General features: G+C 57.6%; 14 protein-coding genes. 8 read left to right on the top strand and 6 right to left on the bottom strand.

Annotation, left to right across the window (positions count from 1 at the left end):
* Positions 1-84 precede the first annotated feature (84 nt).
* Together KFZ77_RS00945 and KFZ77_RS00940 are read left to right on the top strand one after the other, a co-directional pair.
* Complete coding sequence (locus KFZ77_RS00945) at positions 85-528, top strand: RrF2 family transcriptional regulator (RefSeq protein WP_264385213.1); 444 nt, start codon at positions 85-87, stop codon at positions 526-528.
* Positions 522-899 (top strand): DUF1360 domain-containing protein, encoded by a 378-nt coding sequence (locus tag KFZ77_RS00940; RefSeq protein ID WP_264385212.1) that lies wholly within the window; start codon positions 522-524, stop codon positions 897-899. Before KFZ77_RS00945 ends, KFZ77_RS00940 begins: the two co-directional genes overlap by 7 nt.
* Positions 900-925: 26 nt before the next feature.
* On the opposite strand, the gene KFZ77_RS00935 is transcribed toward KFZ77_RS00940, so the two are convergent.
* The gene (locus KFZ77_RS00935) at positions 926-2521 is read right to left on the bottom strand and encodes an STY4199 family HEPN domain-containing protein (protein WP_264385211.1); all 1596 of its coding nucleotides are present in this window, start codon (positions 2519-2521) and stop codon (positions 926-928) included.
* Positions 2522-2843: 322 nt separating this feature from the next.
* Between KFZ77_RS00935 and KFZ77_RS00930 the strand changes: the two genes are divergently transcribed.
* Positions 2844-3371, top strand: coding sequence for a GNAT family N-acetyltransferase (locus KFZ77_RS00930; RefSeq protein ID WP_031521952.1), 528 nt, complete (start codon positions 2844-2846; stop codon positions 3369-3371).
* Positions 3372-3460: 89 nt separating this feature from the next.
* Positions 3461-3859 carry a YdeI family stress tolerance OB fold protein gene (locus KFZ77_RS00925; protein ID WP_031521954.1) on the top strand — a complete coding sequence of 133 codons (399 nt, stop codon included), beginning with the start codon at positions 3461-3463 and terminating at the stop codon, positions 3857-3859.
* Positions 3860-3897: 38 nt separating this feature from the next.
* Here the strand turns inward: KFZ77_RS00925 and KFZ77_RS00920 are convergent, their stop codons facing one another.
* Positions 3898-4656, bottom strand: coding sequence for an SDR family NAD(P)-dependent oxidoreductase (locus KFZ77_RS00920; RefSeq protein WP_031521955.1), 759 nt, complete (start codon positions 4654-4656; stop codon positions 3898-3900).
* 118 nt (positions 4657-4774) lie between these two features.
* Between KFZ77_RS00920 and KFZ77_RS00915 the strand changes: the two genes are divergently transcribed.
* The 3 genes from KFZ77_RS00915 (at position 4775) to KFZ77_RS00905 (ending at position 8359) form a co-directional block, all read left to right on the top strand.
* A complete protein-coding gene (locus KFZ77_RS00915; RefSeq protein WP_264385210.1) occupies positions 4775-5677 on the top strand; it encodes a LysR family transcriptional regulator in 903 nt (300 codons plus the stop codon).
* Positions 5678-5725: 48 nt separating this feature from the next.
* Entirely contained in the window at positions 5726-6760 is a 1035-nt protein-coding gene (yhjD, locus tag KFZ77_RS00910; RefSeq protein ID WP_031521958.1) for an inner membrane protein YhjD, read from the top strand.
* A gap of 273 nt (positions 6761-7033) precedes the next feature.
* Complete coding sequence (locus KFZ77_RS00905; RefSeq protein WP_264385209.1) at positions 7034-8359, top strand: MFS transporter; 1326 nt, start codon at positions 7034-7036, stop codon at positions 8357-8359.
* A gap of 93 nt (positions 8360-8452) precedes the next feature.
* Here the strand turns inward: KFZ77_RS00905 and KFZ77_RS00900 are convergent, their stop codons facing one another.
* Positions 8453-10507 carry an AsmA family protein gene (locus tag KFZ77_RS00900; RefSeq protein WP_264385208.1) on the bottom strand — a complete coding sequence of 685 codons (2055 nt, stop codon included), beginning with the start codon at positions 10505-10507 and terminating at the stop codon, positions 8453-8455.
* Positions 10508-10568: 61 nt separating this feature from the next.
* On the bottom strand, positions 10569-11342 hold the full coding sequence (pdeH, locus tag KFZ77_RS00895) for a cyclic-guanylate-specific phosphodiesterase (RefSeq protein ID WP_031521963.1): 774 nt from the start codon (positions 11340-11342) through the stop codon (positions 10569-10571).
* A 227-nt stretch (positions 11343-11569) separates the two neighbouring features.
* Here pdeH and kdgK point away from each other — a divergent pair, with 227 nt between their 5' ends.
* Positions 11570-12502, top strand: a complete 933-nt coding sequence (gene kdgK / locus KFZ77_RS00890) for a 2-dehydro-3-deoxygluconokinase (protein ID WP_264385207.1) — start codon at positions 11570-11572, stop codon at positions 12500-12502.
* Positions 12503-12585: 83 nt separating this feature from the next.
* On the opposite strand, the gene KFZ77_RS00885 is transcribed toward kdgK, so the two are convergent.
* Both KFZ77_RS00885 and KFZ77_RS00880 read right to left on the bottom strand, forming a co-directional pair.
* Complete coding sequence (locus KFZ77_RS00885) at positions 12586-14088, bottom strand: M16 family metallopeptidase (RefSeq protein WP_264385206.1); 1503 nt, start codon at positions 14086-14088, stop codon at positions 12586-12588.
* Positions 14089-14337: 249 nt separating this feature from the next.
* Entirely contained in the window at positions 14338-15624 is a 1287-nt protein-coding gene (locus KFZ77_RS00880) for a dicarboxylate/amino acid:cation symporter (RefSeq protein ID WP_031521969.1), read from the bottom strand.
* Between the last annotated feature and the right edge of the window lie 120 nt (positions 15625-15744).

Below are 15744 nucleotides of genomic sequence, written 5' to 3'. Positions count from 1 at the left end.
GGGCTTTTTTTGCCTGTTACGTTCTGCTCACACTCCCCAGAAAAGATCTTGCGCGCGTCCAACTCATGTAATATTTTAAATTACATGAAATCAAATAACTCATTCTCCGTCACCCTGCATCTCCTTCTGCACCTTGAGAAGGCGGGCACGCTGCTGACCTCTGAACAGATGTCAGCCTTCACCGACAGCAATCCGGCGTTCATTCGCAAGATCCTTGCGGGCCTGCGGGAAAACAACATCGTGTGTTCAATCAAAGGTCATCACGGCGGCTGGAAGCTGTGCCGCCCGATAAACAGCATCACGCTGTATGAAATTTACGCTGCGCTGGGTTCGCCCTCGCTGTTTGCCATCGGCAATCGCAACGACAATCCCGCCTGTCTTATCGAAAAAGGGGTGAACCGGGCGATGGACGGCACGCTGCTGGCCGCGGAGACGCTGATCCTCGACAGGTTCAAAGCCCTGACCCTGCAGGATATCAGCGATGAATTCATTGGTTATTTTGACAGAGAAGGAAAAGCCCCATGGTAACCGCACTTGCTTCAGCCCTGCCGGAGTGCATCCTTATTGCGCTGGCTTCCAGCAGTATCTCCATGACCATTACCCAGACCGAACTTTTTGCCCCGCTGCGCGCCTGGACCGCGAAGAAGAACGCGATGCTGGGTCATCTGTTTCACTGCTTCTACTGCATGAGTCACTGGGTCGTGTTTGCCGGCATGCTGGTCTACCATCCGCTGCTGCTGCAAAGCGGCGTGGTGGTGATTGACTGGATCATGACGGCGTTTGTCACCCTGACGCTGGCGACCTTCATCAACGGCGTGATGTTTAAGGTGTTCCAGGCCGCGATAAAAACCCACGTGATGAAGCACGACGCCCAGATCCATCTGCAACCGCACGAGTAATCGTTACGGGCGGGGCCAGCGCCCCGCTATTCAATCACCCGGTAGATCGCTTTTTGAATGCCGGCCCACTTCTTCTCGATGTCGCCGCCAGCCAGCTCGCGCTGCTGGGCCAGCTCCATCTCATGTTTCTGCCGCTTTACCACGGCGGGTGTGGTACAGAAGGCGCGCAGATACTGCTTACGCAGCGCGTTCAGCGTTTCGCCCTGGGCCATCGCGTGGCCAATCGTGGTGATCATGCGCCGGCACGGCTTCAGCTCATTCATCTGCGGGCGATAGTTGAGCAGCATGGTAAGCGTCTGATTGTTATCATTCGCCAGCACCTGCTCGGTCCAGGAGACTTTCCACTCCATGCCACCCTGTAAAAACAGACGCGCGACCTTGCTGTCGTCGCGCTCAATGGCTGAACGCAGGCTGTTTTCGTCCCAGCGAATACCCATACTGGCCAGCACGTCACGGGCGTTGGTGGTGTTAGTGTGCTGAGAGCTGGCCTCCGCACTGAGGATATTTTTCGTCGTGGCGGGTGCTGGCGGAGTGGTCGCTTCCCCGGCGATCATCAGCGCACCGATGGCAATGGTGATAACGACAATGCCTACCGCGCCCCACAGCGCGCCATAGATCAGCTGGCGACGCTCCTCTTTGCTGCGAGCATTGATTTTTTCTGGACGGTCGATGCCGCTGCGTACGTCAAAAATGTCGCCGCCAACCATGTCATTCTTCTGGCGGGCATAGTCGAGAAATTCGGTGAGGGCGCTGTCATCCACCGCCAGCAGCGCAGCGGGATTAACGCTGGTGCGCCCCTCGCTGTAAGCGCGCTGCACCGGGGAGGCGATCTCATCGAAATAGCTGTCGAGCAGCGTGGTCTGGGTCAGGGTGAGCGGCTGCTCGCTGAGTAACGCGTTGCGATACTGACGCACGTCGTCGAGAAACGCCTGCAGGGTTTTACGTGGTTCGATAAGAAATCCCAGCGAGGCCGCGCTCTGAAAAATACCGGCGTAGTGACGGGCGTACTCTTTTTTATCCACCAGCAGCAGCGCCAGTTCGCTGAACAACATGCCGCTCAGTACGTCGCCCTTCTCGGACATTTTGACCCAGCGCCGCACCTTATCCGCGCCAAACAGCGTTTTCAGGTGGTGTAGCAGCTGGGACTGATCCGGCCATGCGCGGTTGATAAGGCCACGCATCATCAATTCCAGAGCGCGGATCTGCTTTTTCGCGTCCTGCTGCGGCGCATCGGCGTGGCTATCCAGCGCGGTGCTGTAGTGCAGCAGCGGCTGCTTTTCTTTAAGCTGCTCCAGCGTAGAGACAAAGCGCAGCGCGGCGATCATCTGATTGGTGCTGACGTCCTGCCCGCTCTCATAGCCCGGCACCTGCTGCTGCAGGTGGCGCAATTGAATGGTGAACTGCGACATTTCCGCATCGTTGAGGTTGAGACGGCGCGCCACCGCGGCCCAGTTGCCGAGGTTCAGGCGTGCCACTTCCAGCTGCTCCAGAAACCAGCGCGGATCTTTGCCTTCCGCAGCGTGAATATTAAGCAGCATCAAAATCTCAACCGCTGCCTGGCGAATAATGCCGAGGCAGATCTCGAAATTCACACGAACCAACGGCTGTGCAGAACGCGTCATGATTATCCTGTCGATAAAAAACCCGGGCCGGTGGCCCGCGCGGGATTGCCCCGCTGCTGTTGTTACTGATTTTTTTGCCGCTAATGACGGCGCATAAAACATAGCTGAACCAATAATAAAGAACAGTGACACAATCAAAAGAGCCGATAAATCAGTGCTTTTACGCACAAGCCGCGTGCTTTTGGCATTACACACCAGGCAATTTCGCTTTGGTCGCGCGTTTCTCGCAATTCCCCAGCGATGCTAATCAATCTGCCTGATAAAGTGCTGGCGCAGCGGTGGATTTCAGGCTACATCTGGCAGAAAAATTCAGGAGCACACCATGCAACTACCCGACTCCGACCGCCTGACCTATCAGCAAATCACCGCCGACGACTGGCCGTTCTTTTTGCAACTCCAGCAGAACCCGGCAGTAATGCAGTTTATTGCCGATCCGCTGCCGGAAACCTTTATCCGCGAGGCGTTCACCACCCGTCTGCCGCCCTGGCAACCGGGTGCGGCGCACTGGTTGTGCCTGCTGATGCGCGATAAAGAGAGCGGCTCGCCGGTGGGGGTCACCGGTTATATTCACCGCGACAGCGATCTGGCGGAAGTGGGGTTTCTGCTCGACCCAGCCTGGCAGGGGCTGGGGTACGGCTATGAATCCCTGCGCGCGGTGTGCCGCTACGCCTTTCGCGAAGGCGGGATACGCAAGCTCAGCGCCACCGTCACGGCAGGCAATGAGGCTTCACGTAATCTGTTGATAAAAATCGGTTTTCGGCAGGAAGGTACGCTGCGGGAGAGCTGGTGGCTGCATGAAAAATGGCATGATGACTGGCTGTTTGGTCTGCTAAGACACGAGTTTCGCTGACATTTTTAGCGCCGGACTGTTCTCAAAACCGGTCGCTGTTCCGTGCTTTGTGCCAGGCTTAAAGCTACGCCAATGCATAAGGAGTCTTTATGAAAAAAGCGATTCTTGCCTCGCTACTGGCGCTGTGCGTGTCCTCTCCCGCGCTGGCTGAAGATAAACCCGGCCTGCAGGAAGACAAAGCGCCGCCGCCGCCCCACAAGCTGGATGATGGCTATCGCGGCATCGAAGATGCCCGCACCATGAACGTTGAGCATGCGAAAACCATGCATGACGGCGCCACGGTCACCCTGCACGGTAACATCACCAAAAAACTGGGCAACGATGTGTATCGCTTCCAGGACCGGACCGGCGAAATCGACGTGATGATCCCCGAAGCCGTCTTCCAGGGCAAACAGTTCAGCCCGGACGATCTGGTGCGCTTCAGCGGTTCGCTGGATAAAAAACACCAGCCGCCTCAGGTACGCGTCACCCACTTCCAGAAACAGTAATGAAACGGGATACAAGGTCGCCCTTGTATCCCCTGTTTTCAGATAAACATCCCGCCTGACACTTCCACGCGCTGCGCATTCATCCACGCCAGCTCATCGCTTAACAGCGCGGCCATCGCGTTGCCGATGTCATCCGGCAGGCCCACCCGCCCCAGCGCGGTCTGGGAGGCAATATGCTGATTCACCTGATGATTGTCGCGTACCATCCCACCGCCAAAGTCGGTTTCAATAGCGCCTGGCGCAATGATGTTGACCGAAATCCCGCGCGCGCCCAGCTCTTTCGCCTGATAACGCGTCAGCACTTCCATCGCCCCTTTCATCGCGGCGTAGGCGCTGTATCCCGGCAGGGCAAAACGTGCCAGCCCGGAGGAGACGTTGAGAATACGTCCACCATCTTTCATCAACGGCAGCAGCTGCTGGGTCAGGAAGAACGGGCCTTTAACATGAATGTTTACCAGCTCGTCAAACTGCTGCTCGCTGGTCTGTTCAAACGGTGTATTGATACCGATCCCGGCGTTGTTCAGTAAATAATCAAAGCTGTCGCGCTGCCACACCTCTTTCAGCGTCTCCTTCACACGCTGTACGAAATCACTGAATCCTGCACTTTCGGCGACGTTCAGTTTTAAAGCTGCCGCCTTAACGCCTTTTAGCTCCAGTTCGCGAACAACGTCCCTGGCTTCCTGCTCGCGGCTGTTCCAGGTAATGATGACCCCGGTTCCACGTTCCGCCAGCTTCAGCGCTGCGTTTTTCCCTAAACCGCGACTTCCACCCGTTACGATTGCGATACGTTGTGACATAGAAACCTCGTTTTTGGTGTTGTGATGATTGCTGATGAGCTTATTAGCTGATACAAAATCAATAAAGGCAGCCTGATGAGCATCACTGTTTCATTTCTGACAACAATCCGGTGAAACGATGGATAAAATTCACGCAATGCAGCTTTTCGTGCGGGTCGCCGAACTGGAGAGTTTTTCCCGTGCGGCAGACACCCTCGGCCTTCCTAAAGGTAGCGTATCGCGCCAGATCCAGGCGCTGGAAACGCACCTCGGTACGCGCCTGCTCCACCGCACCACCCGACGGGTGCAGCTCACCCAGGACGGCATGGTTTACTACGAACGCGCCCGGGATCTGCTCGCTAATCTCGACGAGCTGGACGGGCTGTTTCTTCACGATCCCGCCAGCATCAGCGGGCGGCTGCGCGTGGATACCTCGGTGGCTGTCGCAAAGAATGTGCTCATTCCCCGCCTGCCGGCCTTTTTGCAGCAGTATCCCGGTATTGAACTGGAACTCAGCAGTAGCGACCGGATGGTGGACGTGGTGCGCGAAGGCTTTGACTGCGTGGTGCGTGTCGGCACGCTGCGGGATTCCGGGCTGGTGGCGCGCCCGCTCGGTAAGCTGACCGTCATCAACTGCGCCAGCCCCGGCTATCTGGAGCGCTTCGGCTACCCGCAGACGCCGGACGATCTGGCCTCGCACGCGCTGGTGCACTATGCGCTCAACCTCGGCGTGCGCCCGCAGGGCTTTGAGATCTTCAGCAATAACGAGACGCGCTGGGTGAAAACCGGCGGCGTGCTGACGGTTAACAGCACTGAAACCTATCATGCCGCCTGTCTGGCCGGGCTCGGCATTATTCAGGTGCCGCGCACCGGGGTGCGTGAGGCGCTGCGTAGCGGAACCATGGTGGAGATCCTGCCGCAGTATCGCGCCGAACCGATGCCGGTTTCGCTGATTTACCCGCACCGGCGCAACCTGTCGCGCCGCGTCCATCTGTTCATGGAGTGGCTGACCGACGCGATGAAGGATTACGTCGACCCGTAGCGGTCTATACTTTACAAAACGCACCAAAAAAGAAGGAACAGGGACCGGATGACCCCCGAAAACGAAAAACGCCCGACGCAGGATCTCGATTACAAACCCGTCGCTCAACTTGATACCCGCACCTCAGAAGAAGAGCGGGCCAGTGAACCGAACCGCCCGCCTCAGGGCGTGATTGAAACCGCTACCGATACCGTAAAGAAAATTGAGCGCTGGCCGGTCGTGGCGCACTTCCTGCGCGCCACCGAGCGCTTTAACGATCGGCTGGGTAACCAGTTCGGCGCGGCTATCACCTATTTCTCGTTTTTATCGATGATTCCCATCCTGATGGTGTCGTTCGCGGCGGCGGGTTTTATCCTCGCCTCGCACCCGACGCTGCTGCAGGACATCTTCAATAAAATCCTCAGCAACGTCAGCGACCCGACGCTGGCCAACACCCTGAAAAGCACCATCAGCACCGCCATCCAGCAGCGCACCACGGTAGGGATTGTCGGTCTGCTGGTGGCGCTCTACTCGGGCGTGAACTGGATGGGCAACCTGCGCGAAGCGATCCGCGCCCAGTCGCGTGAGGTGTTCGAGCGCACCGATCAGGACAAAGAGAAGTTCTGGATGAAATACCTGCGCGATTTTATCTCGCTGATTGGTCTGCTGGTGGCGCTGATCATTACCCTGACCATCACCTCCGTGTCGGGCGCCGCCCAGCATCTGATTATCTCGGCGCTGTGGCTGGATAATATCGAATGGCTGAAACCGCTGTGGCGCGTGCTGGGCCTGGCTATCTCCATCTGTGCCAACTATCTGCTGTTCTTCTGGATCTTCTGGCGTCTGCCGCGCCATCGCCCGCGTAAAAAAGCGCTGATGCGCGGTACGCTGCTGGCCGCGATTGGCTTTGAGGTGATCAAAATCATCATGACCTACACCCTGCCATCGCTGGTGTCTTCCCCGTCCGGGGCGGCATTCGGTTCGGTACTGGGCCTGATGGCATTCTTCTACTTCTTCGCCCGCCTGACGCTGTTCTGCGCCGCCTGGATCGCCACCGCGCAGTATAAGGACGACCCGCAAATGCCGGGTAAAGCACACCGTTAATCCGCTGGCGGGCCGCAAAACTGGTCGCTTTTACGGTCCGCCAGACCACTTCCAGCAGATAAATCCAGCCCGTAACTTTTATTTAACCAAAACCTGGTGTTATCCACTGAAATATAAAATCTGTGAAGCATTTCATAGATGCTATTTTGCAGGCACGAAAATTATCCACTTTCAGGGTGTTTTTTGACCAGCCGCGGGATTTGTTACACATTGAAATGTCGCTTTTGCTATGCCTAATATGGCTTTTCGATCGTCAAAATATAAGAAAAGTCTATGCAAGCAACCGCCACCACCACACTCGACAACGAACACGACAGCACGCCGGCTAATTCACGCAGCAAGGTGTTGATCGCTTCGCTAATGGGCACAGCAATCGAGTTTTTCGATTTCTATATCTATGCCACCGCGGCGGTAATCGTCTTCCCACATATCTTCTTCCCGCAGGGCGACCCGACCGCAGCTACCCTGCAGTCGCTGGCAACCTTCGCTATCGCCTTTGTGGCGCGTCCGATTGGTTCGGCGGTCTTTGGTCACTTCGGGGATCGCGTTGGACGCAAGGTGACGCTGGTCGCCTCGCTGCTGACGATGGGGATTTCCACGGTGCTGATCGGCCTGCTGCCGGGCTATGAAACGATCGGTATTTTCGCCCCTATGCTGCTGGCGCTGGCCCGTTTTGGTCAGGGTCTGGGTCTTGGCGGGGAATGGGGCGGCGCGGCGCTGTTAGCCACCGAAAACGCGCCGCGCGGCAAACGTGCGCTGTACGGCTCCTTCCCGCAGCTCGGCGCGCCGATTGGTTTCTTCTTTGCCAACGGCACCTTCCTGCTGCTCTCGTGGCTGCTGACCGACGAGCAGTTCATGAGCTGGGGCTGGCGCGTACCCTTTATCTTCTCCGCCGTGCTGGTGCTGATCGGCCTTTATGTCCGCGTATCGCTGCATGAAACCCCGGTATTCGCGAAGATTGCGAAGGCGAAGAAGCAGGTCAAAGTACCGATGGGGACGCTGCTGACGAAGCACGTGCGCGTTACCGTGCTTGGTACCTTTATCATGCTGGCGACCTATACGCTGTTCTACATCATGACCGTCTACAGCATGACCTACAGCACCGCGGCTGCACCGGCCGGCCTGGGCCTGCCGCGTAACGACGTGCTGTGGATGCTGATGATGGCGGTGATTGGTTTTGGCGTGATGGTGCCCATCGCTGGCGTGCTGGCGGATCGCTTTGGCCGCCGCAAAAGCATGATTACCATTACCTCACTCATCATCATCTTTGCGCTGTTTGTCTTCCCACCGCTGTTGGGTTCCGGCAACGAAGGGCTGATCATGGCGTATCTGCTGATTGGTCTGAGCCTGATGGGACTGACGTTTGGCCCGATGGGCGCGCTGCTGCCGGAGCTGTTCCCGACCGAAGTGCGCTATACCGGTGCGTCGTTCTCCTATAACGTCTCGTCCATTCTCGGCGCGTCAGTGGCACCGTACATCGCCACCTGGCTGCAGTCGCACTACGGGCTGTTCTACGTGGGGATCTACCTCGCGGCTATGGCGGCCCTGACGCTGATCGCTTTGCTGCTGACTCACGAAACCAGCGATAAAGCGCTCTGATCGCTCTACGGCGGGTGCGCTACGCTTACCCGCCCTACAAAAAAGGCGACTGCATCATGCAGCCGCCTTTTTTATGACTTTAGCGTTTCACTATCAGCGCTTCATCTGCGACAGAATGGTCTGGCACTGGTTCTCCTGGCCTTCCGACGGCGAGATGAGCGCCAGCAGCGCGGCGGCGGGCGTAACCAGCGCACCGAGGGCAGCGGCTACAGCACCACGGGCGATCAGCGGCCCGGCTTTTACGCCGTACTGCGGGTCGTTAAACGAGCCGCGCACGTAGAGCGGGGAGCGCAGCGTCACGATACGCACGCCCTTACTTTCCGGGTCGATGGTTAAATCAAGCTGCTCGGAGGCGAAGCTGGCAGTGCCGGTGATGTTGATCAGCGCGTTTTCGGTATCAAACGCAAAAATCTGCGGACGCGCCACGCCGTTTTGCAGATTGAGGTTCGCCGCCGCGCAGTTCACCCGCACCTCATCATCGCCAAAGATCTGCCCGACCACGAAGTTACCCACGTTCAACCCGAGAATTTCCATCAGGTTGCGGCTGATAAGCCCGTCGTTCATCAGCAGCTTAATATTGCCGTTGCCGTTGCCCAGCAGCGCCGCAACCGAGTTACCGGTACCGCGGATCTCCGCATCGCCATTCATTTCACCGAGGGTTTTCTGCATCAGTTCCACATCCGGCATCAGCTGCTTAAGCTTGAGCTTACGGGCCTGAATATTGGCACTGCCCTGCATCGGTTTTTTATCGCCTTCAAGATGAATGGTGGACGAGATAATGCCGCCCGCCATGCCGAACTTCAGCGGCTCCAGGCGCAGGTCGCCATTCTTCAGGATGATATGGGTGGTGAGATCGCTGAGCGGCAGGCTGGCGCTGTGCTCGATGCGCTGGCCTTTGAAGCGCACATCGGCGTCCATCACGTCCCACTTGTCGGTTTCGAAGCGGTCATACGGCAGCACTTTGTCCGCAGGCTGGTTGCTCTTCTCGCCCTTTTTCGCTTCGGCGTTTTTGCTTCGCTCCGCGTCTTTACCGGAGTCCACGCCAATCAGCGGGCCAAGATCGGCGAGGCGCAGCTGGCGCGACACCAGATCGCCTTCCAGTTTCGGACGCGGTTTACCCTGGCTGTAGGTCAGCGAACCGTGAATGTCGCTGTCGCCGATTTTGCCGTTGAAGTTGCGGTAGTCGAACACCGAGCCTTTATCGCTGTCGATTTTCGCTACCAGGCGGCCGTTGGTTTCGAACGGCGGGGTATCTGGCAGCAGCACGCCGGTCAGTTCATACAGCTCGCCCAGCGAATCGCCGGAGAACAGCAGGCGTAAATCCACGCCGCCCATGTTCATCGGGTCATTCACCGTGCCGCTGAAAGCGACGCGGGTATTGCCGGAGCGGAAATCCGCCTGTACCGGGAACGGCGTACTTTCATTCTTCAACGCCAGCATCCCGCCGATTTTGCCGGTGCCGGTGAGCGGCTGGCCGTTGTAGCGCCCCTGCGCTTTCAGGCCAAACACGTAATCACCCACTTTGCTGTCGGCTTTTTCATTGCCGGTAACTTCATTGAACGGCAGCGGTTTGCCGAGCGGATCGACAAAGATTTCCAGCTGGGCGCGGCTTACGTCGTCATTTACGGCAATACGGCCCTGGTCAAAGAGAATGTTGTCGAGCTGGAAGGACCAGGAGGACGGCTGCTGATTCGGATCTTTTTCCTCGCTTTCCGCCAGGTCGAAGGTCCAGTTGTTGTGCTTCTCATCGAGGCGGATCAGCCTGGCATCGGGCTTAACAAATTTAATCCACGGCAGATAAACCGTTTTTGTCAGTAGCGCCAGCGGGGCGATGGTCGCTTCCACGCGCGGCAGATGCACCATCGTCACTTCGGGGATGTCCGGCGGGTTGCCGAGAATAATGTCTTCTGCGTGAATGTGCGGCCACGGCACCCAGCTGCGCCAGCCGGTTTCCTCTTTCTGACGCGCCCAGACTACGCCGAGGTCGCCGCGAATGGCGAATGGCCGGTTTAATTCAGCGGAGACTTTCTGGTTGATGGTCGGTTTGAGCCGGTTCCAGTCAAATGTCGCAATCACCACAACTATGATGACGACCAGCAACAATAAAATCCCGGTTACGGTGCCTGCTATCTTGCCTGTTCTTGTCATGCCTTTACGTCCTGATTTAACTACCTTCAGTAAAGATAGTTGAGGGAAAGGCAAACGGCATTCAGAGAAGGTTAATCAGGACATTTTCCAGGTTATCAAACGGAACCGGGCGCGACAGGAAATAGCCCTGCGCAGCGTGTGCGGGGGAGACCTGCACATCGCGCCACTCTTCTACGGTTTCGACGCCTTCGACAATGACGCCCTGGCAGTAGCGGTTCATCAGCTGCAGCAGCAGAATAAACAGATTGCGCCCTTCCGGGGTCTTACGCAGCATCATAAACAGTTCGCGCGCGACTTTAATGTAGTCGTAGCGCACTTCGCTCAGCGCGGAGAAGTTCGCCATGCCGGTGCCGAAGTCATCCAGCCAGATTGGGCCAAACTCACTGATCGAGGCAAAGGTAGAATCCTGCGGCAGGCTGATGTGCTCCACCAGCTCAAAGCGTACCCACGGCAGGTTTTCAATCAGCTTGCTCACCTTTGGCTGGCCGCGCATCGCCAGCAGCGTCGGACCGTCAACGTTTACCGAGGCCAGAATGCCGTGGCGCAGGAAAAAGTGGCTGCGCAACGTGAGCATCCGCAGCTGCTCCTCCACCACCAGCACGCGGTGGCGCACCGGTACCGATGAGAAGTAGCGGTCTGGCGCAATGCGCTGCGACGGGTTATCCGGATGGGTAACGATAGTCAGCAGCTCAACGGCCATCAGACGGCCATCAGTTTTATAGATGGGCTGGTAAGCATAATTCCGGACACACTGAAGCCAGAAGCGTAGCTCCTCGAGGCTTTCAATATTTGCCCCGGGCATAGTCAGCCGCTGCGTTACGGGGATTAAATTCATGCTAAGCGCCCTGCGTGTCCTGTGAACTACCTGGAATGGTCATAAGGTTATCGGCGCACGCCCTGAGAACTTTAAGTCCCGAACATGGCCTGGTTCCGCCCGGAAGACGCGGTTACTGTGCTGGATCACGCTTTAACGCAATAAATTTTCGAAACGCTGTTTTAGAAACCCTGGCTCACATATAGTAGTCTGATTCCTCGCTCAATATTTTAGTCAGGTTCCCCACTATGTCTGAAAAGAAGATTGCCGTGATCGGCGAATGCATGATCGAACTGTCGCAGAAAGGCACCGAGCTTAGCCGTGGCTTTGGCGGCGACACGCTTAACACTTCCGTTTATATCGCTCGTCAGGTGGATGCCGCGGCGCTGGCAGTGCAGTACGTGACGGCGCTGGGCGAGGACAGCTTCAGCCAGCAAATGCTGGATGCCTGGCATGCCGAGAACGTGCAGACCGATCTGACACAGCGTCTGGAGAACCGTCTGCCGGGGCTGTATTACATCGAAACCGACAGCAGCGGCGAGCGCACCTTCTGGTACTGGCGTAACGAAGCCGCGGCCCGCTTCTGGCTGGAAAGCGAGCAGTCTGAAGCCATCTGTGAGGAGCTGGCGCACTACGACTATCTCTACCTGAGCGGCATCAGCCTCGCGATCCTCAATCCGCAGAGCCGCACGCGTCTGATTGCCCTGCTGAAAGCCTGCCGCGCCAACGGCGGCAAGGTCATTTTTGACAACAACTATCGTCCGCGCCTGTGGGCCAGCAAAGAAGAGACGCAGCAGGTGTATCAGCAGGTGCTGACCTGTACCGATATCGCCTTCCTGACGCTGGATGACGAAGACGCGCTGTGGGGCGAAAAGCCGGTAGACGACGTGATTGCCCGCACCCATGCCGCTGGCGTGGCGGAAGTGGTGATCAAACGCGGGGCGGAGTCGTGCATAGTGTCGGTCACGGGTGATGAGAAGCTGGAGGTGCCGGCGGTGAAACTGCCGAAGGAGAAGGTAATCGACACCACCGCAGCGGGCGATTCCTTCAGCGCCGGTTATCTGGCGGTGCGCCTGACCGGCGGCAGCGCTGAAGATGCCGCAACGCGCGGGCATCTGACCGCCAGCACCGTGATCCAGTATCGCGGGGCGATCATTCCGCGTGAGGCAATGCCGCAGTAACGGCAGGCTCCAGCGTATCCAGAAGTGCGTGCGCTTACCCACCCAACGTGCCCAGTAAAAAGCCCCTCATCGAGGGGCTTTTTTTAGTTCTGTGCGGGCGGGGTCTCCGTCGCCTCTTCCGGGTGCTCCTCCGGATGCTCTTCCACGCTAGCCGGCTGCGGCGGCTCAGGCGTCATAATCCCGTCCCAGGTCGCCTGCAAATCCTTCATGTTGTACTCCGGCTCGCCCACCGGCTGGAGCAGCACCAGCGCTTTTTCCTGGGAGAGCTGCTGGCGCAGATCCTGGTTCAGCATCTCCAGCGTTAAACCGCTGAGGAATTTTTTACGCAGCTTCTGATACTGCTCCGGCGCAATATCCACCACCTGATTTTGCAGGGAACGCAGACGCTGGCCGATCAGCACATCGGTGTCGGTACGGGCGTAGGTGGCAAACAGCTTCTGCAGCTCCACGTTTTTCTGCGCGATCAGCGCATCAAACTCTTCCTGCTGCAGGCCGTTGGTACGCACGTTGACCAGCTCACGGGCGATAAGCGCCAGGTTGTTGTTCAGCTTGTCGGTCGGCGAATCCATGTTGATGCCGCACTGGGCGCGCTGGAACAGCACGCGACAGTCAAACCCGAGCTGCAAATCTTTGACGTTGTTCTTGCCGAGGTTCTGCTGCACGTGCCAGTAGAGCGCCTCGCGCGCCAGATCGGCACGCCAGTAGCGTTCCAGCGCTGCGGATTCGCGGATCGGCTGCCACGGGGTATCCCACATAATCGACAATCGGTCCTGACGCACTGCGTCCGTCAGAATAGCCACCGCATCGTGCGGCAGTGGTGAGAGCGTCGGCATCGGTGCCGGGCTTTCACGTTTTCCCTTCAGGCTGCCGAAGGTTTTATTGATTTGCTCCGACACGCTGCGGCTGTCAACGTTACCCACCACGATGAGCGTCATGGCATCCGGGGTGTACCACTTCTGGTAAAACGCGCTCAGCTGCTCAACGTCCACCGGCTGCTTCAGCTCCTCGGCCGGGTCGTGCCCTAACAGCGGCGAGCCTTTCAGTCGATAGCGCCACCAGGCGTCTTTGGTATCGACAGGCCAGGTCGCCACGCTTTCCGGCGCGGCCAGCGCCTGGTTTACGCTTTCAGGGGTGATATTCAGATTGCCGGTGCTGCTCGCCAGCCATGACAGCGACTCTTTTAACAGATCGGTGCGGTTGTTTGGCAGGCTGAGATTAAAGTGGGTGTAGTTGTACGAGACAATAGCAGGCGGCAACGGACGTTTCGGATCGACGCTCTGCTGCCACAGTGAGCGCGCCTGCACCTCAGAGAGGCTACCGGGCTGGGTCATCGCCAGGCGGGGAATAAAGTGGCTGAAGCCGCTTTGCTGCGTGCTTTCAAGCAGGGAGCCAGTGTTCACAACCAGACGGATCTCAATCCGATCGCCGGGGCGCTGCGGCGTTGCCAGCACCTGCCATTTCAGGCCGTTAGCCAGCGCGCCTTCCTGCCATGCCGGATCGGGCTGGAGCGCTTCCGCCTGCACATGACCGACTGCCGCCATCATCAGCAAACTGCCTGCTAAAAGTCGAATGGTTGTGCCCTGCATGTGAACCCCTGAAAACATTCCTGGTTAAATAATTCAAACAGCCGACCGACCGCACTGCCGGCTCGTCTGTATCAGCGTTTCAACATCGATTAGACCGCGCATTCATTAAAACGTCGCGCCGGACAGAGAAAAAACTGCGGGGAACGTCGCGTAACGCACGTTATATATCGACGGTTGAAGCGAAAAATAAAGCCAATTATGCGCAGGAGCCCGCAGCCAGGGCAAGCGGCTGCGGGCAATATGATGAAATCAGGAGGAAATTTCGCGGGCTTCTGTGCGCTCAGTACGATTATTAAGGGTATCCTGGAGCTGCGTTTCATCCAGCTCTTTCACCCATTTCGATACCACTACCGTTGCCACGCCATTCCCCACCAGGTTAGTGAGCGCACGCGCTTCGGACATAAAGCGGTCGATACCGAGGATCAGCGCCAGCCCGGCCACCGGCAGGTGACCCACTGCCGAGATAGTCGCCGCCAGCACGATAAAGCCACTGCCGGTCACCCCCGCCGCCCCTTTGGAAGAGAGCAGCAGCACCACCAGCAGCGTGATCTGATGGAAGATGTCCATGTGGCTGTTGGTCGCCTGAGCGATAAACACCGCCGCCATTGTCAGATAGATGGAAGTACCGTCGAGGTTGAACGAGTAGCCGGTCGGGATCACCAGCCCCACCACCGATTTGCGGCAGCCCAGTTTTTCCATCTTCACCAGCATACGTGGCAGTACCGACTCCGACGAGGAAGTACCCAGCACGATCAGCAGCTCTTCTTTGATATAGCGGATGAACTTAAAGATGCTGAAGCCGGTGGCGCGCGCGATGCTGCCCAGCACCAGCACGATAAACAGGATGCAGGTGAGGTAGAAGCAGAGGATCAGCTGGCCGAGCTGTACCAGCGAGCCGACGCCATATTTACCGATGGTAAACGCCATTGCCCCGAATGCGCCGATGGGCGCGAGGCGCATGATCATATTGATGATGCCAAAAATGACCTGCGAGAAGCTCTCAATCACGTTGAAAATCAGCTGGCCTTTATGGCCGAGGCGATGCAGCGCGAAGCCAAACAGCACCGCGAACAGCAGTACCTGCAGAATATTCCCGCTGGCAAACGCCCCAATCACGCTCGCCGGAATAACGTCCAGCAGGAAGGCGACAATTCCCTGCTGCTTCGCCTGCTCGGCATACACCGCCACCGCACCGGCATCCAGCGTCGCAGGATCGACATTCATGCCCGCGCCCGGCTGAACGATATTGACGATCACCAGACCGAGGATCAGCGCCAGCGTAGAGACGATTTCAAAATAGAGCAGCGCGACGGCACCGGTGCGCCCGACCGCTTTCATGCTCTCCATGCCGGCAATGCCGGTCACCACGGTACAGAAAATCACCGGGGCGATAATCATTTTAATCAGCTTAACGAAACCGTCACCGAGCGGTTTCATCGCAGCGCCCAGTTCCGGGTAGTAGTGGCCAAGGAGAATACCAATAGCGATGGCGGTCAGGACCTGGAAATAGAGACTTTTAAAAATCGACAATTTCATAGGGGGTGTCCTTGAGAGGGAATTCCACAGGCGCGGATTATGGTTGTTCGCCTGGGCGCTAAAAGTACCACCCGAAAAAGGCAGCAGAAATAAGAGTGATGCTCGTTTGAAACGAAAATG

It is taken from the genome of Siccibacter colletis (assembly GCF_025914095.1).
Taxonomy (GTDB): Bacteria; Pseudomonadota; Gammaproteobacteria; order Enterobacterales; family Enterobacteriaceae; genus Siccibacter; species Siccibacter colletis.
Note: the sequence above shows the minus strand (reverse complement) of the source record. Positions and strands in the feature narration are given on the sequence as shown.

What these genes read in the sequence shown, in the direction of transcription:
- KFZ77_RS00945 (WP_264385213.1), top strand. Translation starts at nt 85, where the DNA reads ATGAAATCAAATAACTCATTCTCCGTCACCCTGCATCTCCTTCTGCAC.
- KFZ77_RS00940 (WP_264385212.1), top strand. Translation starts at nt 522, where the DNA reads ATGGTAACCGCACTTGCTTCAGCCCTGCCGGAGTGCATCCTTATTGCG.
- KFZ77_RS00935 (WP_264385211.1), bottom strand. Translation starts at nt 2,521, where the DNA reads ATGACGCGTTCTGCACAGCCGTTGGTTCGTGTGAATTTCGAGATCTGC.
- KFZ77_RS00930 (WP_031521952.1), top strand. Translation starts at nt 2,844, where the DNA reads ATGCAACTACCCGACTCCGACCGCCTGACCTATCAGCAAATCACCGCC.
- KFZ77_RS00925 (WP_031521954.1), top strand. Translation starts at nt 3,461, where the DNA reads ATGAAAAAAGCGATTCTTGCCTCGCTACTGGCGCTGTGCGTGTCCTCT.
- KFZ77_RS00920 (WP_031521955.1), bottom strand. Translation starts at nt 4,656, where the DNA reads ATGTCACAACGTATCGCAATCGTAACGGGTGGAAGTCGCGGTTTAGGG.
- KFZ77_RS00915 (WP_264385210.1), top strand. Translation starts at nt 4,775, where the DNA reads ATGGATAAAATTCACGCAATGCAGCTTTTCGTGCGGGTCGCCGAACTG.
- yhjD (WP_031521958.1), top strand. Translation starts at nt 5,726, where the DNA reads ATGACCCCCGAAAACGAAAAACGCCCGACGCAGGATCTCGATTACAAA.
- KFZ77_RS00905 (WP_264385209.1), top strand. Translation starts at nt 7,034, where the DNA reads ATGCAAGCAACCGCCACCACCACACTCGACAACGAACACGACAGCACG.
- KFZ77_RS00900 (WP_264385208.1), bottom strand. Translation starts at nt 10,507, where the DNA reads ATGACAAGAACAGGCAAGATAGCAGGCACCGTAACCGGGATTTTATTG.
- pdeH (WP_031521963.1), bottom strand. Translation starts at nt 11,342, where the DNA reads ATGAATTTAATCCCCGTAACGCAGCGGCTGACTATGCCCGGGGCAAAT.
- kdgK (WP_264385207.1), top strand. Translation starts at nt 11,570, where the DNA reads ATGTCTGAAAAGAAGATTGCCGTGATCGGCGAATGCATGATCGAACTG.
- KFZ77_RS00885 (WP_264385206.1), bottom strand. Translation starts at nt 14,088, where the DNA reads ATGCAGGGCACAACCATTCGACTTTTAGCAGGCAGTTTGCTGATGATG.
- KFZ77_RS00880 (WP_031521969.1), bottom strand. Translation starts at nt 15,624, where the DNA reads ATGAAATTGTCGATTTTTAAAAGTCTCTATTTCCAGGTCCTGACCGCC.